This window comes from Colwellia echini (assembly GCF_002843355.2).
GTDB classification, from domain to species: Bacteria; Pseudomonadota; Gammaproteobacteria; order Enterobacterales; family Alteromonadaceae; genus Colwellia; species Colwellia echini.
The window spans coordinates 415,076-439,449 of record NZ_PJAI02000001.1 but is presented as its reverse complement, the minus strand read 5'-3'; the positions used below and the strand labels follow the sequence as shown (position 1 = coordinate 439,449).

Genomic DNA, 24,374 nt, shown 5'->3' with positions numbered 1-24,374 from the left:
GAAAAGAAAATGTCATTTGCACAGCTGTTCACTAATTAATCATAAAATATATTAACGTTTTCATTAATTATGCTTAAAACTCTGCTTATACAGTTTTTTAGATCAAGTAATCAATCACTTGAGTTCAAATAAACACAGAGAATTAAAATAAAAAAAAGCCTATTATAAAGGAGCTAATAATAGGCTTAACACTAGGCTGAAAATCAGCAAGACGAGCAAGGAATTGGTTTTATTTTAAAATAATATTTAAAGTGCACACTCCACAGCAATATTGACATTATCAGTACTTGAACTGTTAGCATTTGGTGCAAGGTATGCATTACTCATTGATAAGGTTAATGGGCTTTGTGTATGTAATGCTAAAGGCACCATAATCTTATTAAATTTAACACCTTGTTTTACAAAGCAATCTAAGCTTATCGATAAATTAGCCCACTGCTCTTTAGGCAGATTATTTAACGCTTTACTGATATCAATATCTGCACGGCAACTACCCGCTTCATCACTGACGGTTTCACAGTTCATAGACAAAATAATGAGTTTATTTACCGACTCATCAATTTTCATCGTTAATACCAAAGATGCATCATCTTTTTTAACGCTAGAAATGTCTTCATTAAAACCATTGGCGGTTACAAACCTAAAGCCGGCATTACTTGTGCCATCAAGAGTAATTTTAAAAGCATCTTCTTGAATAACTTTATCGATAGTTCGGTAATTAATACCTGGTAACTGCTGACTACTTGACGTAATAGGAGTTTGTAGTTCGTTAGCCATTAAATACATTTTCCATGGCTTTTCTACTTTACCGTTAAATATCTGAGTAGGGCCTGATTTGTTCTCTATTAACTTATAAGTTTCAGGTAAGTTGTTAAGTACGGTAGATGTTTGTCCGTATTGTAAACCAAAACCATAAGGTAATAACGGTTGATAATTTTCATCAAATCTATTTACCACTTGATCGGGTGAGTTAGGCCAAGAGAAAGAAAGTTTACCGGTAAAGTCATATTGCAGCTCTCCTTGTTTATTGGTTAACAATACATCCGCTACGGCTTTACCCTCAGAGCCAGGTAACCAAGCAGCAACAAAAGCATCACTGGCATTCATTTCAGCATTTACCCACATTGGTCTACCGCTAATAAATACCGACACCACAGGAATACCTTGGTCTTTAAACTTCTTTAATAAAGCTAAATCAGTTTTACTACCACGTTGATACAATAAGTTTTCTCTATCACCATTGCCTTCGGCATAAGGTTCTTCGCCATAAACAACAACTGCAACATCAGGTTTTTTGGTATAATTACCATCTTCACTTAATTCAACATGACCGCCAGCGGATTTTACTTGTGCTGCAATACCATCATAAATAGAACTACCGCCAGGAAAGTCAGCATTTTCATTATTGGTGCCTTGCCAAGTAATAGTCCAACCACCTGATTGCTTACCAATATTATCAGCAGCATCGCCTGCTAATAAAATATTCAACTTAGGCGATAATGGTAATATCTGGTTATCATTTTTAAGTAACACTAAAGACTCGCGTACTGCTTGCCTTGCTATTTCTCTGTGTTTTTCATTGCCAATCAATTCGGTTTTGCCCGAAAACTGTCTGTTGGCAGGGCTAGGTTTATCGAATATTCCCGCTCTATACTTCACACGCAAAATTCGCGTAACAGCATCATCAATACGCGACATAGGGATCACGCCTTGGTTAACTTGGGCAATGGTATTTTCTAATAAAGGTTTCCATGCATCAGTTGGTACCATGAAAATATCAAGACCTGCATTAATCGCTTGCGGGCAATTTTCATTGCTACAACCGGCTATTTGTCCATGACCATTCCAATCACCCACCACAAAACCATCAAAGCCCATTTTACCTTTTAATACATCGGTTAATAAATATTGGCTGCCATGCAATTTTTTACCATGCCAAGTATTAAATGACGCCATTACTGATTGTGCGCCAGCTGTTAAGCCGCCTACATAGCCTTGCGCATGCAACTTGTATAACTCTTCTTCTGAGCTAATATTGTCACCTTGATCATCGCCACCTACAGTGCCGCCATCGCCTATAAAATGCTTAACAGTACTGATAACACGATCATCACCTAAAAAATCTTCGCCAGCTTGCCCTTGTAAGCCATGTACCACCGCTGCAGCATACACTTTAACAATTTCAGGATCTTCAGAGTAACCTTCGTAGGCTCTGCCCCATCTATCGTCTCGAACAGTGGCAACTGTTGGTGCAAATACCCAATCGATACCTGTTGTCATCACTTCTGTTGCTGTTGCTTGGGCAATTTTTTCAATCAATTGAGGATTATTTGCCGCACCTAAACCAATATTGTGGGGAAATAAAGTCGCGCCAATAACATTATTATGACCATGTACTGCATCAGTTCCCCACATAGTAGGAATAGTACTACCATCAACGGAGTCATCTATTGATGCTTGATACATGGTTTCAGCTAAATCAATCCAATCTTGTGGCGTTGAATGCTTATTATTATTAGGAAATGCCCCGCCGCCATTTAGGTATGAGCCAAAACCATAACGACGCATATCTTCTACCGTAATATCACGGATTTCTGGCTGTATCATTTGTGCAATTTTTTGCTTTAATGTCATAGTTGCTAAAAGCTGCTTAACTTTGATTTCAATACTTTTATCGGCTATCACTTCTGATTGTATAGCAGGCCATATAGCTAAATTATGGCTTGGAGTATTTTGTAATGAAATAGCTGTTTCTTGATGGCTCTCTTGAGTACTTGCTTGAGTATTAGTTTGAATGCTTACTTGCGAGCTGATGTCATTTTTAGCTTTGTCACAAGCCGTTAAACTTGTCGCGATTAATGCAGTTATTATTACTGCTAAGGAATGTTTTTTAGAATATTTCACAATATTATCCTTTTTCATTGATAGCTACCGGTTTTGAACCACTAAGGCCGTAATAAGCGATAAAAACATAACATGCAGCAGGTAAAATAAACGCTAATTGTACACCTAGCATATCGGCTAGTACCCCTTGTAATAATGGAACAATAGCGCCACCCACGATAGCCAAACATAAAACACCAGCGGCATTACTTGTTGCGTCACCAAGGTCTTGAATAGCTAAACTAAATATTGTTGGAAACATAATTGAGTTAAACAAACCAACGGCAATAATTGACCACATAGCAACCGCACCATCACAAGTAATGGCAAGTGCTATTAATACGATAACCATTACCGCGTTAAAGGCGAGTACTTTACCTGCAGCAATATATTGCATAACAAAAGCACCAACAAAACGACCAACCATTGCGCCGCCCCAATAATAAGCAATAAAGCGTGCCGCTTCAGCTTCTTCCATGCCCGCAATTGTAGGCTCATGTAAAAAGCTGACCAAAAAGCTACCAATAGCCACTTCTGCGCCTACGTATAAAAAGATACCGACAGCGCCTAATTTCAAGTGTTTGAATTTCCATGCTTTACGAGGTGAAATTTGCGCTTGATCGTTTCGTCCTAAGTCAGGCAGAGTGAGTTTTGAAAATATAACAGCTAACACCATTAAACTAGCTGCTAACATTAAATAAGGAATTTGTACCGCTTCTGAGCTAACATTGTCATTCTGCTCTACGCCACTGGCAATGCCATTAAAAATTAACCAAGCACCAAAAAATGGCGCCACTGTAGTACCCAAAGCATTAAATGCTTGGGTCATTGTTAAGCGAGATGACGCTGTTTTACTTGGTCCTAACGCACTAACAAAAGGGTTAGCGGATACTTGTAAAATAGTAATTCCTGAAGCAAGAATAAATAACGCCAGTAAAAAAATACCGTACACACCCATTACTGATGCAGGATAAAATAATAAACAACCTAAACAAGCAACGGCTAAACCAACAACAATACCTCGCTTATAACCAATTTTACTGACTAATGCGCCAGCAGGTAATGAGACAATAAAATACGCGCCAAAAAAGCAAAACTGCACTAGCATCGCTTTGGTATAAGAAAGTGCAAAAGCGTCTTTTAAATAAGGAATTAAAATATCGTTCAGGCAAGTAATGAATCCCCACATAAAAAATAATGTGGTTAATGAAATTAAGGCAAATTGATTGTTTTGTGAAACAGATGTAGGAGACTCAGCCCCTTGATTTTCTATAATAACGGCTGAACTGGCCATGATTGAAATTCCTATAAATATATACTTAGAATACAAAGATTTAATTGTTGTCAGTGTAAAGTGGCAAGAATATCCTTATTCAAGCCACTTTCATTTTAACTATGCCGCACATTAGGGTCCTAAAAGCAGCACTGGTTAGCAGGTTTTACTGAAAACCATAACTAATGCCTAAAGCAAAACGAGGTCCGTACTCACGAGCAAATAAGAACTGCTCTTCGTAACGACCGTAGCCTTGTTCAGTTTCATTGTTCAAGTTCACGCCTTCTAGCGACACAGTAAAACGATCAGTTATGTCGTAATTAATACTCATATCCCATTGACCGTATTCTTTTGCAAACTGTGGTGGATTATCTGATGAGCCTTGGTCTTGACCAACACCAATAAGATATGAATCACGCCATGCATACATGATTTTTACCGACAGGCCATGCTTTTCATAAAAAGCTTGGAAGTTAGCTGAATTACTTAAACCATTTAAAGGTGTTTGTGCCGTCTCTAGGTCTTCTACGTCAAATTCAACATCACCCTCAATAATTGTACCGTTTACACCTAAACCAAAACCGGTTTCACCAAATAACGTTTGAAACGCTAATTCAACACCTTGCACTGTTTTAGTATCTGGCGCATTAAATGGTCGAGTAATATCCCAATTCATTAACGGGTCGCCTGACGCAGGCACTATGTAACCTTGGTCATTAAGTGCTGAGCCATTGGCCTGCATTTGAGCAAAAATAGCTACGTCTGTTGCTTGCTCACCTCTCGATTCAACATCACTTACCGCTTGCTCCCAACGAGGTCCTTGATAAATATCATAGAAACCATCAATGGTTGTTTCAGTGACTTGCGAACCTATAAATTGATCAACGTCTTTTTGGAAATAACCAACTGACGCATAACTCCCTTCAGCAAAGTAATACTCAAGACTTAAATCAAAGTTTGTTGATTCGAATGGCTGTAAGTTCGTGTTACCTTCACTACCGGTACGCGAACCAACTTTAGGACTACCCGATAAAGTTCGGCCACCAGCAAGATCACCTAAAGGTGCGCGAGAAATAGTTTTCCCCCAAGAAATACGACCAACGAGATCATCAGTGAAGTCCGCTCTTAAATCGATCATAGGAAGAAATACATCGTGCTCCCCTTCTAAGGTTAAAAAGTTGTTTTCTCCAGGTAAGTATTGAGTATGCCACTCACTACCACCTTTCCACCAAACTTCAGTTGGTACAGGCTGCATTACACTACTTGTAACATCGGTTTGCTCATAACGCCCACCTACATTTAACTGAAATGGAAGATTAGCAATGTCAAATTCCCATGCGGTATCAATATAAATACTACTGGTTTCTTCTTCTACTGAACCATCTGAAAGCGTGCCCATAGGGTGATATGCTGATGGAGCAAAATAATCTTCGCCGCCCAACTCTTCATTGGTTAAAAACGCTTCAGATCGCGCAACTAATTCTTCAAAATCAAAGGTGTAGTAATAATTTGGATTTAAATCACTACCACCACCGTCGATCGCATCTAAAAAGTTACCTGTGTCATTACGCGTAAAACTACCATCAGGCAACATTGCCGTGTAATCAGTGCCAAAACCAAAGCCACCGATTAAGCCACTCCAAGCATTTGAACCAGACATTTTTTGTTTAGTGTGAGCAAGACCCATTTTTATATCAACTAGGCCAATATCAAAGGTGGTGTTTTCCCAAACCACATCAAGCTGTACTTGTTCAATTTCAGATTTACCCGGATTATGAAGAAACTGACTAAAATGCGAGTCTATATCACTTGTCGCCAATTCATTAGTACCGTTGTTCCATAATATCTCGCCACTAGGCACATCACCGGTGCGGTAATCGTATATTTTGTTATTTAAATCTGCAGATCCAAAAATAAGTGTACCTCTACTGCCTAGCCCTTCATCTGCACCATTATCGGTTTCTGCACTTGAGTTATGATAATCAAGGACGAGCATTAAATTATCTGTAGCCTGCCAATCAAAATTAATACCTACCGATTGCTCTTTAACTTCGGTCGTTGCTCGGGTTGCACTATAAGATCCGTCATCGCCACTGATGTCAGTGTAAATAGCCGTACCGTTATCATCTAACTCATAACCGTTAATATTACCGCCATAACTATTCCACATCCCCCAACCAATAGAGTTTTCACCTGTTGTTGCTTTGGTTCCGGTGTAATCAACTGAAATAATAAACTCTTCTACTGGCGCATATTGAATAATGGCATGGCCATTGGTACGCTCACGCTGAAAATTATTAATGTTATAGTTAAGGTCACGCGGGAAGAAATGATTACCAATACGGTTGCCTTCATCATCAATCGCGCGTGGATCAATTACGTTCGCTGGGTCTAAATTAGTCGGTAAAGCAACATTAGCTTGCCAACCTTGCACACTCGCACTTTGTTGTTGAAAGTCGCGCTCTTGATGATTAACCGAAAAAGCAAAACCAAAACTTTCATCGGCAAAAGTATTGCTATAGCCAGCAGAAAATTCAGGCGTTACGTTATCGCCTTCCTCATTCGATGTGTCGTATATTGCCTTAGCTGATATTGAGAATTTTTCGCCAGGGCTAGCAAATGGTTTAGTCGTTAAAATGTTAACTGTAGCACCTAACCCACCTGTTGGGTTTGCTGCACGCGCGGTTTTATAAACCTCTAGTGCTGCAACACCATCTGACGATAAATTTTCAAAGTTATACGAGCGACTATTACCCGTGCCTGGCATTTGTCGGCCATTTAAGGTAACTAAGTTAAAAGACGGACCAAAACCACGTACCGTTATTTGGCTACCTTCACCATTACTTCGACTTACCGTTACACCAGTAATTCGTTGTAATGATTCAGCTAAGTTGGTGTCAGGAAATTTACCCATTTCTTCGGATGAAATAGCGTCAACTACCCCTGACATATCTCTTTTGATATTCATTGCTCGGATTAAACTACCTTTAATACCCGTTATTTCTATTACTTCAAGATCTGCATCACCTTTAACTATTTGATTGACATTTACTGACTCGTCAGCTTTAGCTTGCTCTGCTGCTATGATTACTTGTTCTGGCGCTGTTGCTTCTTCAGCAAAAGCCGGTAAAGCAAAGCTGCTACCTACCAGCATGGCGATTGACGCCGCGATTTTTGTTTTTTTAAAATTAGTTGTTTTCATAACTGACCTACCATTTATTTTATGTTGTCGCTGCATAGAAAGTTGAATACATATACAGCTGAAAAACGGGCGCTAACGCACCCAACACACTTAGGACTTAACTGAGTTATTTGTTCACATAACGAATGTTATCGAACTTAACGGTCATAACCCCTGTAGGCTCCATAACAAATGGGTTAATAATATTCGTAGCGTCAGCAAAATTACCTGCTGAAAATGCATTGTCGTCAGCAAGTAAGGTTTGCAAATTAATTCTGACTTCTTGCCATTCACCTAAGGTTGATGAATCAATAACAACATCGCTTACATTAGGCCAACCGCTGTCTAGTTTGATATACAGTTCAACGCCTGCATCAGCACTCACGACATACATATCGAAGACTAATTCACTGTTAGCGCTATAACCGCTGATATCAAATGGAGCCGCTGAACTATCAAGGTACCAGTTACCTGTCCCGCCGGTTTTAACTACTTCAACTACATTGCCACGGTCAACCTCAGCAATTTCACTTGATGTAACAAAGCCGTCAGGGTTATAGCTATTAAAGACGATGTCGCCAGTTACATTGTCATCATACATAATGATTTGTTGGCCACTATTATCTGGTGATTCATAACGAATATTATCGAACTTAACGGTCATAACACCTGTAGGCTCCATAACAAATGGGTTAATGATACTCGTATCGTCCGCAAAACTACCTGCTGAAAAAGCATTGTCGTCATCAAGTAAGGTTTGTAAATTTATTCTAACTTCCTGCCATTCACCTAACGTTGAGGAATCAACAATGATATCGCTTACATTAGGCCAACCACTGTCTAATTTGATATACAGTTCAACGCCTACATCTGCACTAACAACAAACATATCGAAGACTAATTCACTACCCGCTTCATAACCGCTGATATCAAGTGGTGCAGCGGAACTATCAAGATACCAATTACCCGTATCACCTGTTTTAACCACTTCAATCACATTGCCGCGGTCACCTTCAGCAATTTCAGTTGCAGTAACAAAACCGTCTGGGTTATAGCTATTAAAGATGATGTCGCCAATAACCGTATCGTCATAAAAGTTAGCAACCACTTTAGTACTACCATTACTATCACCTGCGGCAACAATGCGAACGTTATCTATTTGAGCAACAAAGCCAGATTGATTTCCCCAAGTTGGGAAGAATGCTAACGGTGTATTTACATTAGATATATCTAAAGTAGAACCGTTGTTAGCTACCAAGTCTGATAACAGTATGCTGTAAGATGTCCATACGCCTTGTGCAGGTTTATCGATAGCGTAATCGCCCGAACTACATGGATGTACACAATCCATTTTGACAACAAAACCATCAGCGCCGTTATCGTTCACCACAAAAATATCAAACTCAAGTGTGGCGTAACCTCTAAAGTCTTGTACATTGCCCGGAGCAAGTTGAAAATAACCAAGTGCTTCATCAGTGTTAAAGGTGAACTGTTTTACGGCTCCGTGGTCACCTCCAATATCAAGCTCTTCGATGACAATCTCACCACTAGCAGCATAATGCCCTACTACAAAATCGGTATCTGCATCACTGAATACGTCAAAAACAGCACCAGGTGCAACAGGAATTGCGGCTACAGGAGGGTTAGGTGCTTTACCAAGTATTAAAGCGCCGTTAGGCACCTCTTCACTAGCTTCTTGAGCATACGCTGCGCGAACTGTTTCACAGCCTTTGCCAGTATTAGTATTTTGAGTACATTGATAAACACGAATGTAATCAATTTCAAAGGTTTGACCATCAGTAAAAGCTGCCGCGTCTACACCTAAGTCATTGGTGTTTTCGGCCCAGTCGCCACCCACAGCATTATTTAAGATCATGAAAAACTGTTGATCAAACGGAGAGTTATCCCAGTACGTTGTCAATTCACCTGAGGTCGCATCAAAATACTCTGAGTACCAACCTCTATGATTCAAACCTGTAATTTCGCCATCAGCTTTAGTTTTTAGTTCAGAGGCACGTTGTGTTGCATATAAGTAGCCATCAACATACCAACGAATTTCACCTTCTTGCCACTCTATAGCATAAACATGGAAATCATCCGCTGGGCTAATGCCATCGGGTAAGCTATAAGCAGCACCTGAATAGTCGTTAGCGGGCCAACTTTTACCGTAATGTAATGTGCCATGAACGTTGTTTTCTACAACACCGTCTTCATTCACTGTTTTTAAATTAACGGTTTCAAGAATATCTATTTCACCTGAATGCGGCCAACCGCCGTAGACTTCATCAGTAGGCATCATCCAAAAAGCGGGAAAACTACCTTGTCCGAATGGCATTTTGGCTTTAATTTCAAAACGGCCATATTTAAAATCAGCTTTATTTTTACTGACCATACGTGCTGATGTATAAGGTTGCTCTGCGCCCTCTTCAGCAGGTAAAGCGACAAGTTTTAACGTACCGTCACTCACAAATGAGTTACTTGGATCTTCGGTGTAACATTGTCTTTCGTTATTGCCACCACCAGTACAATTTACTTCGTGTGTCCAATGATTAGTATTAATAGCGTTGCCATCAAACTCATCGCTCCACACTAACTTCCAATCGGAAACTGGCTGTGTTACGTCAAAGCCACTCGTATCCGTTTTTGTCTCTGCACCACCACACCCTATCAAGGTGGATACTGTCGCCAAGGCAAAAACGTGCGTTATTTTCTTTTTAAATGTCATCATAATTTGTGTTCCAAATACCTGACTATTATTGTTGTATCACGTTGTTATTTTTGATTTTATTTGTTATTTCAATTATGAAATTAACGACGTGTTTGTTATATAAATAGGTACATGACGCTTTTAAAACAAAGTACTAAATGTAAAGTTTTAAAAGGGATCTATATCTATTCCCCTTAAAGATAGTGGGTCAAATAATAAATCGTTACAATTGATATGCGGTATCAGGAGAGGTAAACAGGGTGTTACTGGTTTTTACACAAATAACACGATAAGAGGAGTAAAAAATACGATGAAATACTTTTTTAAATTAGAGCTTTAACTTCAATTTAAGCCTTTAAAAATAGAGCTTTAACTTTAAATTTAATTAAAGCTTTTTAGATTCTATTAATTCTTGAATTGCGGAGCTGTAGTTTCGGCTAACTTTTAAATGAACATCGCCACCTAGTTCTAGGCTGCTTTCACTGTTTTTGAGTGATTTAATACTTTTAATACAATTTATGTTCACCAAAGTTGATTTGTGAATTCGTTTAAATACCCTTTCGTCTAACTGGCTTTCCAACTTTTTCATGGTTACCCGTAAAATATGGGTGTCGGTATCCGTGTGTACACACATGTAATCACCCGCAGCATCAATCCAACGAATGTCGGTAACGGGTAAAAATAACTTCTCGTGATCACTATTTTTAATCACTAATTCTTGGCAAAACGCACTAGGCAATGGTTTGTCTGATCCCAACCAGTTTTCTAACTCTGAAATGGCAATGCCAGAGCTATCACCCAACGCCTTAAGTAGCTTATATTTTTCTTTAGCTTGCTCTTGGTCTATGTTTTCAGGAGCACAACGCTCAAAAATACGCTCAACGGTTTTCTTTAAACGACCAAGGTTTGCCGGTTTAAGAACATAGTCAATCGCGTTGAGTTCAAAAGCATCAAGAGCAAACTCTCCATAAGCACTAACAAAAACTATCATTGGTAGCGTATCTGACTGCAATGCTTGCACTACTTCAATACCATTTAAACCAGGTAGTTGAAGATCTAGAAATAACACATCTGGCGTGAGTTCTTGGCATAGCTGAATGGCATCATCGCCATCGCACGCTTCACCAATAATGGTGATTTCAGGTATTTTGGCAAGGCGTAACTTAAGTCCTTCTAGCGCCAGTGGTTCATCATCAACGATGATGGCTGTTAATTGTTTTCTCGTCATAGTTAATACTTCTTTGTCATACCGATAATTACTCTTACAAAGTAATTACAGGTATATGATTAAATTACTTTGGGCATAATCACTTCAACGGTAACGCCTTCTTCAAAGCGGGATAATAAATGAACTTCATAATCACCATTAAACATAGCATCTAATCGCGCTTTACTATTACTTATGCCAATGCCAAAACCTTGCTGGGCTTTGGCATTATTACCATGACCATCGTCTAATACTTGCAAGTTCAATTTATGATTAACGCATGTAGCTTTAATGGTAATTTTTCCACCACGTTTACGCGGTTCAATAGCATATTTTATGGCATTTTCAACTAAAGGTTGTAATAGCATATTCGGTACTTGGCATTTAAGCGCGGCTTCATTAATATCAAACTCGATAGTAAGACGGTCGCCAAAACGTACTTTTTCGATAGACAAATAAAGCCTGAGCAGTTCAAGTTCTTTCTTTAACGTGGTTTTACTTTTAGGTTTAAAATCTAAGGTGTAGCGAAAAAAATCACAAAGCTTGTCGAGCATTTCATTCGCTTTATCATTTTCATTTTTTAAAATTAACGTTGAAATAGCATTCATGGTATTAAACATAAAATGCGGATTTAATTGATATCTGAGCATTTGCAATTGTGCATCTTTTACTAAGGTTTGTGCTGTTAACAGTCTTTCATGCTCTTTTTGCAATTTGGTATTGTACAGCATGATAAAGAAGATAGATGTCCAAGCAAACATAGTGGTTAACGAAAACATCAACCAACCACCAAACTCCAACATGTCCCAGCCTTCATTCCAGTGCTGATGATAAACAATAACTTTAAAGAAACTTAATTTAATTATATTGTAAATCACGCCTAGTAAAGCCGCGAAGCTAAAACTAAAAAACAATAATTTATTCAATGGCAAGTGAACTATTCTGCCAATAAAAAACCATTGTAAATACGATAATAAAAAACCACTCATGGTTTCAATAATGAGGTTATAAATCTGTGCTGAAAGGCTAAAGTTAACATTGTCCATTTGAGGACGAATAATGGCTAAAAAGACTAACAAGGCGTAACCAGACCAACCCGCAATTTGCAGCGTCCAAAATTGTTGTTTTTGCTGTGAAACAGCTTGTGAGGCAATAGCTAAACTTTCATCACTGTATTCACTTAACTGGTTATTTACATTCATCATATTTGACAGGCACTGTTGTTAATTTATTCGCTATAGTAACGTTATAATAAAACTCGATAATAATTCAATATTTGCGACAAAGCGTGCTTAATGTAAGTTAACTTGCAATAAACAGTTAACCTCGTAATATTGTTATAACCATTAGCATAGTCGAAAGATCAACAGACCTTAAGCGAATAAAAGGAATAAATAATGAGGAAATTAATCAAAACAGTATGTCACACCATATTGAGACTAAGCTTAATTGGCTTTTCTTTGCCATTACTAGCAACGATCGAAGGCTATAACGACATTTACTTAGACCGCGAATCAAAAATTAATGTGCACAGCATTTTTTGTGCTCCTAATTTAGATAATCTTAACGCCTTAAAAAATAGCTACATATACACTAATACCGAGCATATTGAACAAGGTACATACTATTTTAGTAGTGCTTACGGCAACTTTACCTACACCTTTAAAGCCATTGAAGGACAAAACCCACAACAACTTTTGTTCAGAGGCCTACTAACCAATGACAATACAAATAAAGACAACATGGTAAAAGAGGTTTGTATTGTTGGCCCTATGCAAGGATTGCCACCTAAACTTATAAAGAATTTAAGTAAATTTACCATATCGCCTCAAGATCCTGAGTGGGATGCAACCATGAAACAACTGGCGATGTTTGGTAAACCTGCTTTTGCAGAAGGAGTTTACGTAGACCCAAGAACAACCGCACAACATGATAGTAAAAATAAAGCGGTGTATAACGCCAACCAAGTTTATTTAACCACAGCAATAACTCTTTTTGAGGCGAAATTTAGTGAAATATCGACCACACTTCCGCAAAAGCTTAAAGCCGCTATTGAGTATGCTAATCAACAAGATGGCTTTTTAGTGACTAAAACCTATCCTGTAATCCAAGAGCCTACAGTTTGGACACCAATCGCCAAAGAGCGTTATGACGATCAACAAAGTCAACTGGCGCAAGAAAGAGCTTGGGATTTTATTATTCAAGAAAATTTTGACTGGTTCTTCAATTTAACCACTCGAGGCAATACTTTACAATCAGTGCAATTATCTGGCATATCAGAGCTAGCAGTTCGCGACCAAGTGATAGAGCAAACCAGTACTGTTAGTGCTACTTTTGCTAACGGGAAAAAACTCTATTTAGATTTTTTAATTAAGTCAAAGCCCTTACCAAAAACTATTTTTTATTCTTTAGCGGAAATAGAACAAGAAGCTAACGCTATACGAGGAAGCGCCATTGCGAGCTCACGAAAAACAAGAACACCGATACAACCCCCTACCACATTAGATGTTTACTCAAATGTTGAAAAAACAGTGATATTTTTTAGTCCTTTTAGAGAAAAAACAATGGGCGATGGATATAGTTACCAGTAACTTAAACGCTTGCTTAACCAGTACTGATGGCCTCTCCCACATGGCATTTAGGTGTCATGATTGAAATATTACCTGACAATCAAAATGGGGGAAGCCCAATATTCCTAATTTAAATACTCCTAACTTCATAGTTACATTTCGCGTCAATGACCTGCTATTGACGCGAAATGCTCTTTAAGTGTAGAAAATTATCAATATATAGCATTAATTCAAATAATATTATTATGTAACCTGAGTTCGGGATAAGCAAAATGCTACAACAGCCTTAATTATCCGTATTACTGCGTTTTGATAGCTCCCAATAACCCGTTATTGGCTTCGCTTTCCCGCCTTGTACTACGAATAATTAAAACTATTGTAGATACGTGAATACAAATAGTTGATATTGTTATACTTTACAATTTCATTATCCCGAACTCAGGTTATGTATTTCAATTAATTAAAAAACATCTTAAAACGAGTTCAAATTAGATAAAGTATCTTTTTTAGCGATAGAGCAACAACACTAATGCTTACCATTAAAAAATAGGCTAGAATATGCGCCCTTAGACCTGCTCCCAGTATTTATTTTAAAATTATATGGGAAGTAGTTAATACTATAATCGTTTTAAAAGTGGAGTCGAAATGACGACATCAATGCCAGATATCGCTAACCATACAACAGCGCAAACCGAAGGCACACTTGACTGGGTTGGCATGAGTAACATTGAAATGCCAATGATGGTTGCTTCAAAAGGGCAAACTGAGCGCATGGTATCTGCTCATGTTGATGCTTTTGTAAACTTAAAAGAAGCCAAAGCTAAAGGCATTCATATGTCTCGTCTTTACTTACTTATCGATGATTTATCAACGAGTGGCGTACTTAATTACGATAGCATTGTTACATTACTTGATGGCTTTATTAGCAGCCATCAAGACTTGAGCGACCAAGCTAAAGTTGAGTTCAACTTTGAATATCATTTACGTAGAAAATCGCTAATTAGCGGTAAAGAAGGCTGGAAATCATATCCAGTTACCATTACTGGCTCAATCAATAAAGGTGAGTTAACTATAGAGTTAGCTGTTGATGTTCGTTATTCATCAACGTGTCCGTGCTCTGCTGCGCTAGCAAGACAATTAATTCAACAAGCGTTCAATGATAAGTTTTCACAGCAAAGTGAATTATCACTTACTGACGTACATGACTGGCTTGGTACAACTGACGGTGTTGTAGCTACACCTCATTCTCAACGCTCAGTTGCTGAATTAAAAGTTAAACTAAACTCTAGTGTTAATGACTTTCCAATAACAGAGTTAGTTGATTTAATTGAAGACTCGTTAAAAACTCCTGTGCAAGCAGCCGTAAAACGTGAAGATGAACAAGAGTTTGCTCGCCTTAACGGTCAAAACTTAATGTTTTGTGAGGATGCCGCACGCCGTTTACAACACAGCATGAACCAAGCAAATCATTTTGATGATTTTTGGTTGCGTATTAACCACCTTGAATCATTACATGCACACGATGCAGTTAGTGTAACAACTAAGGGTGTTGCTGGTGGTTATCAGCCTTAAATAGCTAAATAACAAGTGTAATTGAAAAGCCAATAGTCATTCACTATTGGCTTTTTTTATGCCTTTCTTTATGATTTTTTTTGTATAAGTTAAGAATATTTATTCATGGTTGAATTTTTTTCATTTATAAGGTTTTACTTATCCACTCGAACAATTAGTCAGTTCACTTATTATATATCAAACAATTAGCTAAAAAGATTAAGTCTATAACATCTAAGACCAAGCTAAGTTCTTGGAAGTTAGCGACAATACTACGGTTTTTCATCATATTCATCACGAAAAAATTATAAACAAATAATGAGCAATAACTCTATTTTTATTGACCTTTAGTTAATTTCTAGTTACTGTTAATCATTCCGTCAATTTAACTAGATAGTATATTTATGCATTATTTGTGTGTATTTATGCTCTTTTGCTGTCCTGCAAGATAAGTTGGCATATTATTAGGAGAGAAGAATGCAGCTTTATGATCATAGCGTCCAAAAAGACAATTGTGGTTTTGGTTTAATCGCCCATCAACAGGGTGAAACTAGTCACAAATTAATTAAGACCGCTATTTCCGCTTTAGATCGTATGCAACATCGTGGCGGTATAGCTAGTGATGGTAAAACAGGTGACGGCTGTGGCTTATTATTACAAAAGCCAGACAGTTTTTTTCGTGCTATAGCTGCAGATAATAACTGGAGTTTAGGTAAAAAATATGCCGTTGGTATGATTTTTCTTAGCCCTGATCCTATTGAAGCTGCCCTGTCAAAAAAGATATTAGAAGAAGAGCTAGCTGATGAAAGCTTAACTATTGTTGGCTGGCGTACTGTACCTACTGACACCTCTGTATTAGGTCAAATAGCTCTTGGTAACCTACCAGCTATTGAACAAATATTTGTAGATGCGCCTCCAGGTTGGCGAAACCTAGACTTAGAGCGCCGCTTATACATGGCACGTCGTCGTGCTGAAAAACGTATTACCGATGAACGTTTCTATGTCGCGAGTCTTTCTTGTTTAGTTACTATCTACAAAGGCTTAATGATGCCTGTAGACTTACCTAACTTTTATTTAGATTTAGCCGATATTCGTATGCAAAGTGCTATTTGTGTATTTCATCAGCGCTTTTCAACCAATACTTCGCCACAATGGCACTTGGCTCAACCATTTAGATACCTAGCTCACAATGGTGAAATCAATACCATTAATGGTAACCGCCAATGGAGTCGCGCTAGAATGCACCGCTTTAAGTCACCTTTATTGCCTGACTTACAAGATGCAGCTCCTTTTGTTGGTCAAAAAGGCTCAGACTCCTCTTCACTAGATAACATGCTGGAGCTATTTTTAGCTGGCGGTATGGATTTATACCGCGCTATGCGTCTATTAATGCCACCTGCATGGCAAAATAGTCCATTAATGGATGATGATTTACGCGCCTTTTATGAATTTAACTCTATGCACATGGAACCGTGGGACGGTCCTGCAGGCGTAGTAATGACCAATGGTCGTCATGTAGCTTGTAACCTTGATAGAAACGGCTTACGTCCTGCCCGTTACGTTATTACCCGTAATGGTTTTATCACCCTTGCCTCTGAAGTAGGTATTTGGGATTACGGCGAAGATGAAGTAATAGAAAAAGGTCGTGTTGGCCCTGGTGAAATGCTTGCCATTGATACTTACACTGGCAAAATTTCCCATTCTTCAGACATTGATAGCAACCTAAAAGATCGCCATCCTTATAGAGAATGGTTGACTAAGCACGTACGTCATTTAGTACCATTTGATCAACTTGAAGAGAACCAGGTTGTTAAGCGCGCCCTTTCTGATACGCAAATGAATCAATATCAGAAAATGTTCAATTACAGCTACGAAGAAATTCAGCAAGTGATTAGAACATTAGCAGAAAATGGTCAGGAAGCTACAGGCTCTATGGGTGATGATACACCTATGGCTGTTTTGTCTAGTAACACACGTACTTTATATGATTATTTCCGCCAACAATTCGCGCAAGTAACTAATCCGCCAATTGATCCTTTACGTGAACGTTATGTTATGTCGCTTGGTACCTGTATAGGTCGTGAGCATAACGTATTCAACGAAACATCAGGTCACGCCGACCGTATGTTGTTTTCAACACCTATACTAATGCGTACTGGTTTGGAACAAATGCGACAACTCGATCCTGAACATTATCGTTCTGACACCCTATCATTAAGTTATGAAGGTGAAGAAGGTTTAGAAGCAGCTATTAGACGTATCTGTGATCAAGCAGTATCGCTTGTACGTGAAAGTGCAACGGTTATTTTGGTGTTATCTGATAAAGATATTCAACCGGGATTACTAGTAATTCCTGCCGCTATGGCAGTTGGAGCTGTGCAAAAACGCTTAGTTGATGAACATCTTCGTTGTGATTCGAATATCATTGTTGAAACAGGCTCAGTACGTGATTCACATCATTACGCTGTATTACTTGGTTTAGGTGCTACCGCTATTTACCCATACTTAGCGTTTGAAACCATTGCTCAATTAGCAGAGCAAGGACAAATTAAGTTATCAACGCGTGATGCTATTATTAATTACCGCGAAGGTATCAATAAAGGCTTACTTAAAATACTCTCTAAAATGGGTATTTCAACTATTGCTAGTTATCGCTGTGCCGGTTTGTTTGAAGTTATTGGTTTAAATGAAGATATCATGTCGCTATGTTTTAGTGATTTACCAAGTCGTATTAAAGGCGCCGATTTTAGCGATATTCAACAAGACGGCGTAAACCTCACACGTAGAGCGTTTTTACCACACCAAAAAGTAAATCATGGTGGTTTATTAAAGTATGTACATGGCGGCGAATATCACGCCTTTAACCCTAACGTTGTTAACTACTTACAACGTGCGGTAAGTAACGGTGATTATAACGATTACCGTACTTTTGCTGACGAAGTTAATCAGCGCCCTATTGCCACAATACGTGATTTATTAAAACTAAAAGACGATGGTCCAACAATTGAACTTGACCAAGTTGAGCCAGACAGTGAAATGTTTAAACGTTTTGATAGTGCCGCTATGTCTATTGGTGCGCTTAGCCCTGAAGCACATGAAGCCTTAGCTATTGCCATGAACCGTTTAGGTGGTTATTCAAACTCTGGTGAAGGTGGTGAAGATGAACGCCGTTTTGGTACGGTTAAAAACTCACGTATCAAACAAATTGCTTCAGGACGTTTTGGTGTTACTCCACACTACCTAGTTAATGCTGATGTACTACAAATAAAAGTAGCACAAGGCGCGAAACCAGGTGAAGGTGGACAATTACCTGGTGATAAAGTATCGCCATTAATTGCTAAATTACGTTACTCAGTACCAGGGGTAACTTTAATATCACCGCCGCCGCATCACGATATTTATTCAATTGAAGATTTAGCTCAGCTAATTTTTGATTTAAAACAAGTAAACCCTAAAGCGGTTGTTTCAGTTAAATTAGTATCGGGCCCGGGCGTTGGCACTATAGCTTCAGGTGTTGCTAAAGCTTATGCTGACTTTATTACCATTTCTGGTTACGACGGCGGTACGGCAGCAAGTCCATTAACTTCAGTTAAATATGCAGGCTGCCCATGGGAGCTTGGTTTAGCTGAAGCGCATCAATCACTAGTAACTAATGGTTTACGTCATAAAGTACGCTTACAGGTAGATGGCGGTTTAAAAACCGGTATCGATATTGTTAAAGCCGCTATTTTAGGTGCTGAAAGTTTTGGCTTTGGTACTGCTCCTATGGTTGCTCTAGGCTGTAAGTTCTTGCGAATTTGTCATCTTAATAACTGCGCAACTGGTGTTGCAACCCAAGATGAAGTATTACGTGAGCAATTCTTTAAAGGCTTACCAGATCAAGTAATGAACTACTTTAAGTTCATCGCTCGTGATGTACGTGAGATCTTAGCCAGTGTTGGTGTTGCCAGTTTAACTGAAATAATCGGTAGAACTGACTTACTAACCCAAATTGACGGTCTGACCTCGAAACAAAGTAAATTAGATTTATCGCCAATTATCGCTCCCGTTATTGCGGGCGACAATACCGCCTTATATCAAACAGAAGAAAACAAAGCATTTGATAAAGGCCAATTAAACCTAGATATTGTCGCAGCAACTAGCGACGCAGTATCACACAGCAAAGGTGGTGAATTCCGCTTTAACATCCGTAATACAGATCGCTCTGTGGGTGCTACTTTGTCTGGTGAAATTGCTCGTCATCACGGTGACCAAGGTATGGCAGCCTCGCCTATTACTATTCATTTGTCAGGTACTGCTGGGCAAAGTTTTGGTGTATGGAATGCTGGCGGCTTACACATGATATTAACTGGTGATGCTAACGATTATGTAGGTAAAGGCATGGCTGGTGGTAAACTTACCATTAAAGCACCTGTAGGTGTTGATTACGCAAGCCATAAAACCATGATTATGGGTAACACCTGTTTATATGGTGCTACTGGCGGTAAGTTATTCTCAGCAGGTCGTGCTGGTGAACGTTTTGCGGTACGTAATTCTGGTTGTCACGCCGTTGTTGAAGGCACAGGTGATCATGCTTGTGAGTACATGACTGGCGGCATAGTTACCGTTTTAGGTAATATTGGTGTTAACTTCGGTGCAGGTATGACAGGCGGATTCGCTTACGTATTAGATGAAGCAGGTGATTTAGACGTTCGTTTGAACAAAGAATCAATCGAAATGTTAGCGATTGAAGACCTAACAATTCATCAAGAACATTTACGCGGTATTATTAATCAACATTTTGAAGAAACCGGCAGTTTACGCGCCCAAACAATTCTACAAAAATTTAATAAATATGCACCATTATTTAAATTAATCAAACCAACAGCAACCGATGTTAAAACCTTATTAGGTCATCGTAGCCGTTCAAGTGCTGAACTTCGTGTCCAAGCACAATAATTGATAAATATTGAGGATTAATATCATGAGTAAAAATGTTTATCAATTTATTGATGTAAAACGCATAGACCCAGCTAAAAAATCAATTGAAGAGCGTAAAATTAACTTCGTTGAAATTTATCAGCCGTTAGGTACAGAACAAAGTGCTGGCCAAGCAGACCGCTGTTTAGACTGTGGTAACCCATACTGTGAATGGAAATGTCCTGTACATAACTACATTCCACAATGGCTTGAACTAGTTACTGAAGACCGTATCTGGGAAGCTGCAGACTTATGTCATGAAACGAATAGTTTGCCAGAAATGTGTGGTCGTGTTTGCCCGCAAGACAGATTATGTGAATCAGCCTGTACTTTAAATGACGAATTTGGCGCAGTTACTATTGGTAATATAGAAAAACATATTACCGATACTGCTATTGCCCAAGGTTGGAAGCCTGACTTATCACATGTAATAAAAACAGGAAAACGAGTTGCTGTTATTGGTGCTGGCCCTGCAGGTATTGCTTGTGCTGACGTATTAACCCGTAACGGTGTTGATACTGTTGTATATGACAGACACGCACAAATTGGTGGTTTGTTAACGTTTGGTATTCCGTCATTTAAACTTGAAAAAGAAGTGATTCAAACACGTCGTGAAATATTAGAAGGCATGGGTATTGAGTTTCGCTTAAATACCAACGTTGGAACTGATGTAAGTTTTAATGACTTAAGCGATGAATACGATGCAGTATTTCTTGCCCTAGGTACCTATAAAGATATGAGCGGTGGCTTTGAACATGAAGGCGCTGAAGGTGTGTATAATGCTTTAGACTTCTTAATTGGTAATACACAACACCTAATGGGCATTAAAGCAAAAGATAATGCTCAAGTTAAACCTTATGTAAATTTCAAAGGTAAAAAAGTGGTTGTACTTGGCGGTGGTGATACTGCGATGGACTGTGTACGTAGTTCAATTCGTCAAGAAGCAACTGAGGTTACTTGTGCATACCGTCGTGATGAAGCTAACATGCCAGGTTCACCTCGTGAAGTACAAAACGCCAAAGAAGAAGGCGTTAACTTTGAATTTAACTTACAACCTTTAGATATTGCTGTTGATGATAACGGTGTTGCTATTGGCGTTAAGTTTGTTAAAACTCAACTTGGTGCTCCTGATGCAAATGGCAGACGTAACCCTGAGCCAATTGCAGGCAGCGAATTTGTGATGGAAGCTGATGCTGTAGTTATCGCGTTTGGCTTCTTACCAAGCCCGCCACAGTGGATGATTGACGCAGGTGTCGAGTTAGATTCTCGTGGACGTGTTGTTGCGATTGAGAGTTCTGACTTTGCCCTGCAAACTACTAAGCAAAATGTTTTCGCTGGTGGTGATATGGTATTAGGCTCTGACTTAGTCGTTACAGCGATTGATCAAGGCCGTAAAGCTGCTATTGGTATTTTAGATTACGTTACTCAGTAATTATTAAGAAATATTCTCACTGAAATAAAAAGCTGCACAATAAACTTATTAGTTAATTGTGCAGCTTTTTTTATTCATCTTAATAAACACCTTGAAAATTAAAGCTACGCCGTACAAACAATATTACGACCGCTACTTTTTGCTTTATATAAAGCGTCATCAGCTAACTTTATTAAATCTTCTAGCTTATTCTGTTGTACCGTATGATCTGCCACACCAAAACTAGCTGTTACCTTTAGCTCAACATTAGTATGTAAAACAGTCATTCTTTCAATTTCTTGTCTGATCACATTGGCAAGATTCGTTGCTGATAATTTGCTGGTATTTGGTAAAAATATAATAAACTCCTCACCACCCCAACGCGCTAAAATATCACTTTTTCTTACTTTTCTATTTAAGGTTTCAGCAATGGCTTTAAGGGTTGTATCACCTGCAGCATGCCCATAATCATCATTGATACGCTTAAACCAATCAATATCTAATAGGATAAGCGAGAAGGGTTTATTATCTCTAATTCCTAAATGCCATTGTGGCTCAACTGTCGCAGCAAATGCGCGACGGTTAAATAAGGTTGTTAGTGGATCAATTTGTGCGTTAACCTCGGCAATAATACGTGCATTATTCATTTCTTTTAAATTAAAACCTAATGCAACCGCAAGTAGACTCATTTCAAGTAGCATACCAATTTCAATACCGTGAAATAGCATTGTATTATAAGGAATAATCCCCCAAGTAGTCGCTGCAGAAATTGCCGCCCCACCTGCGCCCATTAACACCGCTGGAATAAAAAACTTAGCCATTTTATGACCGTGTTTTAATGCCATAACGCCTAGTGAAATAAATATCACAACGAGCAACGAGGTAAGCGCGACACCAAGCTGCACAGCAAGTAATCTATCGCCAATAATGAATAACAAAATGACCAGTAAAATTAGACCCGCGTATATCGACTTTTTACGCTTATAAACTTTAGGTAAAAACACTTTCAGCTTAAGAAATTCAAAACAAAATGCGATACCAAAAAGAATATATAAATACAAAAACAAAGGCATTAACCATTGTTGTAAAAACACACTACCTGACCATAAAAATTTGTAGCCATGCCCTGTATAAGATAGGTTTAAACAAAAAAATGACAATAAATACAAAGAATAATAAACATATCGACTATCTTTTAAACTCAATGAAAGTGCGATGTTGTAAACCAACAATATAAAAAATGCGCCATAGATAAAACCATAGAAATAGTTTAACAACGTCAGGTTACTGTTAACGATTTCATTTGTTGATAAAAAAATAGGAATAAGCAGAGGATCTTGGGATTGAAACTTCATTAGCACCACAGTACTAGCTGGGGCAAAAGTATGCTGCACAGAAAACATTCGCGTTTTAGTTACTCTACTATCAAAAGGTAGTAAGTCTCCGATAAGCGCTTCACCGATTAAATTATCATTATAGAGAAAATAAAACTCAGCACGATCTAGCCATGCACTATCGATATAAAACAGCTTGTTTACATTCTCAGTCGAAGTGTTTTTTATTACCAGTGATGCCCAAACAACATTATTGGTAGAGCCGAAACTAACTTTATTATCTAAGTTAGCTGTGAATTTTTTATCTTGGAAGTGTTGTAATGCTTGTTGAAATGATAAATCAGCATTTCGGCTTTGTAGAATATCTAAATATTCATTGATAAATATTGTTTGGGGCGAAGTGGATATCTCTATAGCTTTACTGAGTGAACAAAAGCTACACAAAGATAATAGCAATAGTATATAGCGGATAATAGATACTCGAAAATTAGTTTTATAATAGATTATACCCAGTTAAGGTTTTTGTCTATTAAGGACTAGCTTAAATGACATTACCGATTATTGTGTTTTTAATTCATAAATACAAAAATCTAATTGATAAGCATTTTTTTCATCGGCTTCACGTAATTCACTACTTATTTTTTGCCAATTTCCACTCTGGTAATTAGGAAATTTTGTATCACCATCAATATTCGCTTTTATATGAGTAACATATAAACGATCTGCTTTTGGTAAACAATGCTCATAAATAGCACCGCCACCAATCACCATAATTTCATCGACCGCTGCACTACCATTTGAACCATCAACTAATGCTAAAGCTTGCTCAACTGAAGTGACGGTATCAACCCTTTCTGCGCCTTTTCCTTGTGGTGAGTAACTTTCATCACGGGAGATAACAATATTACGACGCCCTGGTAGTGGTCTACCTATCGACTCATAAGTCTTACGCCCCATTATAATCGGTTTACCTAAAGTCACTTTTTTAAAATAAGCGAGGTCGGCAGGTAAATGCCACGGCATATCATTATCTTTACCGATTATATTATTATCAGCGGTGGCAACTATCATAGATAAAATGGTCATACAAAATTCTCAATGTTTTTTATTTTTCTATTGGAAAAAATAAGGGATAAAAAAAACACTAGTTTAACCGAATAAACGAGTGCTTTATATTAACGTATTTCAGAATGAGACATTATATAAAATACTAATGAATTTCTCACTAATAGGTTATTTTTCTTAGTTATCCCGTTGTAAGTGTGAACTTAAGTAGCTAAACCCAACGAACAAGTCAC

At 38.2% G+C, this 24,374-nt stretch carries 12 protein-coding genes; 4 read left to right on the top strand and 8 right to left on the bottom strand.

Features of this window, described 5'->3' with window-relative positions:
- Positions 1-246: 246 nt before the first annotated feature.
- The 6 genes from CWS31_RS01665 to CWS31_RS01640 all read right to left on the bottom strand — a co-directional run bounded on the left by CWS31_RS01665 (position 247) and on the right by CWS31_RS01640 (position 12,456).
- The gene (locus CWS31_RS01665; protein ID WP_101343367.1) at positions 247-2,922 is read right to left on the bottom strand and encodes a glycoside hydrolase family 3 protein; all 2,676 of its coding nucleotides are present in this window, start codon (positions 2,920-2,922) and stop codon (positions 247-249) included.
- Positions 2,909-4,177 carry a sugar MFS transporter gene (locus CWS31_RS01660; protein ID WP_101343366.1) on the bottom strand — a complete coding sequence of 423 codons (1,269 nt, stop codon included), beginning with the start codon at positions 4,175-4,177 and terminating at the stop codon, positions 2,909-2,911. The genes CWS31_RS01665 and CWS31_RS01660 overlap by 14 nt, the downstream gene beginning before the upstream one ends.
- A gap of 145 nt (positions 4,178-4,322) precedes the next feature.
- Positions 4,323-7,358 (bottom strand): TonB-dependent receptor, encoded by a 3,036-nt coding sequence (locus tag CWS31_RS01655; RefSeq protein WP_101343365.1) that lies wholly within the window; start codon positions 7,356-7,358, stop codon positions 4,323-4,325.
- Between the two features lie 106 nt (positions 7,359-7,464).
- Positions 7,465-10,065 carry a glycoside hydrolase family 16 protein gene (locus CWS31_RS01650; RefSeq protein WP_101343364.1) on the bottom strand — a complete coding sequence of 867 codons (2,601 nt, stop codon included), beginning with the start codon at positions 10,063-10,065 and terminating at the stop codon, positions 7,465-7,467.
- 364 nt (positions 10,066-10,429) lie between these two features.
- Entirely contained in the window at positions 10,430-11,272 is an 843-nt protein-coding gene (locus CWS31_RS01645) for a LytR/AlgR family response regulator transcription factor (RefSeq protein ID WP_101343363.1), read from the bottom strand.
- Between the two features lie 59 nt (positions 11,273-11,331).
- Positions 11,332-12,456 (bottom strand): sensor histidine kinase, encoded by a 1,125-nt coding sequence (locus CWS31_RS01640; RefSeq protein ID WP_246143273.1) that lies wholly within the window; start codon positions 12,454-12,456, stop codon positions 11,332-11,334.
- Between the two features lie 192 nt (positions 12,457-12,648).
- Here CWS31_RS01640 and CWS31_RS01635 point away from each other — a divergent pair, with 192 nt between their 5' ends.
- The 4 genes from CWS31_RS01635 to CWS31_RS01620 all read left to right on the top strand — a co-directional run bounded on the left by CWS31_RS01635 (position 12,649) and on the right by CWS31_RS01620 (position 21,763).
- On the top strand, positions 12,649-13,842 hold the full coding sequence (locus CWS31_RS01635) for a hypothetical protein (RefSeq protein WP_101343362.1): 1,194 nt from the start codon (positions 12,649-12,651) through the stop codon (positions 13,840-13,842).
- A 624-nt stretch (positions 13,843-14,466) separates the two neighbouring features.
- Positions 14,467-15,393, top strand: a complete 927-nt coding sequence (gene folE2 / locus CWS31_RS01630) for a GTP cyclohydrolase FolE2 (protein WP_101343361.1) — start codon at positions 14,467-14,469, stop codon at positions 15,391-15,393.
- A 456-nt stretch (positions 15,394-15,849) separates the two neighbouring features.
- Positions 15,850-20,310: a glutamate synthase large subunit gene (gene gltB / locus CWS31_RS01625; protein ID WP_101343360.1), complete on the top strand. Its 4,461-nt coding sequence runs from the start codon at positions 15,850-15,852 to the stop codon at positions 20,308-20,310.
- Between the two features lie 25 nt (positions 20,311-20,335).
- Positions 20,336-21,763: an FAD-dependent oxidoreductase gene (locus CWS31_RS01620; RefSeq protein ID WP_101343359.1), complete on the top strand. Its 1,428-nt coding sequence runs from the start codon at positions 20,336-20,338 to the stop codon at positions 21,761-21,763.
- A gap of 104 nt (positions 21,764-21,867) precedes the next feature.
- Here the strand turns inward: CWS31_RS01620 and CWS31_RS01615 are convergent, their stop codons facing one another.
- On the bottom strand, positions 21,868-23,520 hold the full coding sequence (locus tag CWS31_RS01615) for a sensor domain-containing diguanylate cyclase (RefSeq protein WP_148747672.1): 1,653 nt from the start codon (positions 23,518-23,520) through the stop codon (positions 21,868-21,870).
- Positions 23,521-23,634: 114 nt separating this feature from the next.
- Complete coding sequence (gene folA, locus CWS31_RS01610) at positions 23,635-24,162, bottom strand: type 3 dihydrofolate reductase (protein WP_101343357.1); 528 nt, start codon at positions 24,160-24,162, stop codon at positions 23,635-23,637.
- Positions 24,163-24,374: the final 212 nt, after the last annotated feature.

What these genes read in the sequence shown, in the direction of transcription:
- CWS31_RS01665 (WP_101343367.1), bottom strand. Translation starts at nt 2,922, where the DNA reads ATGAAAAAGGATAATATTGTGAAATATTCTAAAAAACATTCCTTAGCA.
- CWS31_RS01660 (WP_101343366.1), bottom strand. Translation starts at nt 4,177, where the DNA reads ATGGCCAGTTCAGCCGTTATTATAGAAAATCAAGGGGCTGAGTCTCCT.
- CWS31_RS01655 (WP_101343365.1), bottom strand. Translation starts at nt 7,358, where the DNA reads ATGAAAACAACTAATTTTAAAAAAACAAAAATCGCGGCGTCAATCGCC.
- CWS31_RS01650 (WP_101343364.1), bottom strand. Translation starts at nt 10,065, where the DNA reads ATGATGACATTTAAAAAGAAAATAACGCACGTTTTTGCCTTGGCGACA.
- CWS31_RS01645 (WP_101343363.1), bottom strand. Translation starts at nt 11,272, where the DNA reads ATGACGAGAAAACAATTAACAGCCATCATCGTTGATGATGAACCACTG.
- CWS31_RS01640 (WP_246143273.1), bottom strand. Translation starts at nt 12,456, where the DNA reads ATGATGAATGTAAATAACCAGTTAAGTGAATACAGTGATGAAAGTTTA.
- CWS31_RS01635 (WP_101343362.1), top strand. Translation starts at nt 12,649, where the DNA reads ATGAGGAAATTAATCAAAACAGTATGTCACACCATATTGAGACTAAGC.
- folE2 (WP_101343361.1), top strand. Translation starts at nt 14,467, where the DNA reads ATGACGACATCAATGCCAGATATCGCTAACCATACAACAGCGCAAACC.
- gltB (WP_101343360.1), top strand. Translation starts at nt 15,850, where the DNA reads ATGCAGCTTTATGATCATAGCGTCCAAAAAGACAATTGTGGTTTTGGT.
- CWS31_RS01620 (WP_101343359.1), top strand. Translation starts at nt 20,336, where the DNA reads ATGAGTAAAAATGTTTATCAATTTATTGATGTAAAACGCATAGACCCA.
- folA (WP_101343357.1), bottom strand. Translation starts at nt 24,162, where the DNA reads ATGACCATTTTATCTATGATAGTTGCCACCGCTGATAATAATATAATC.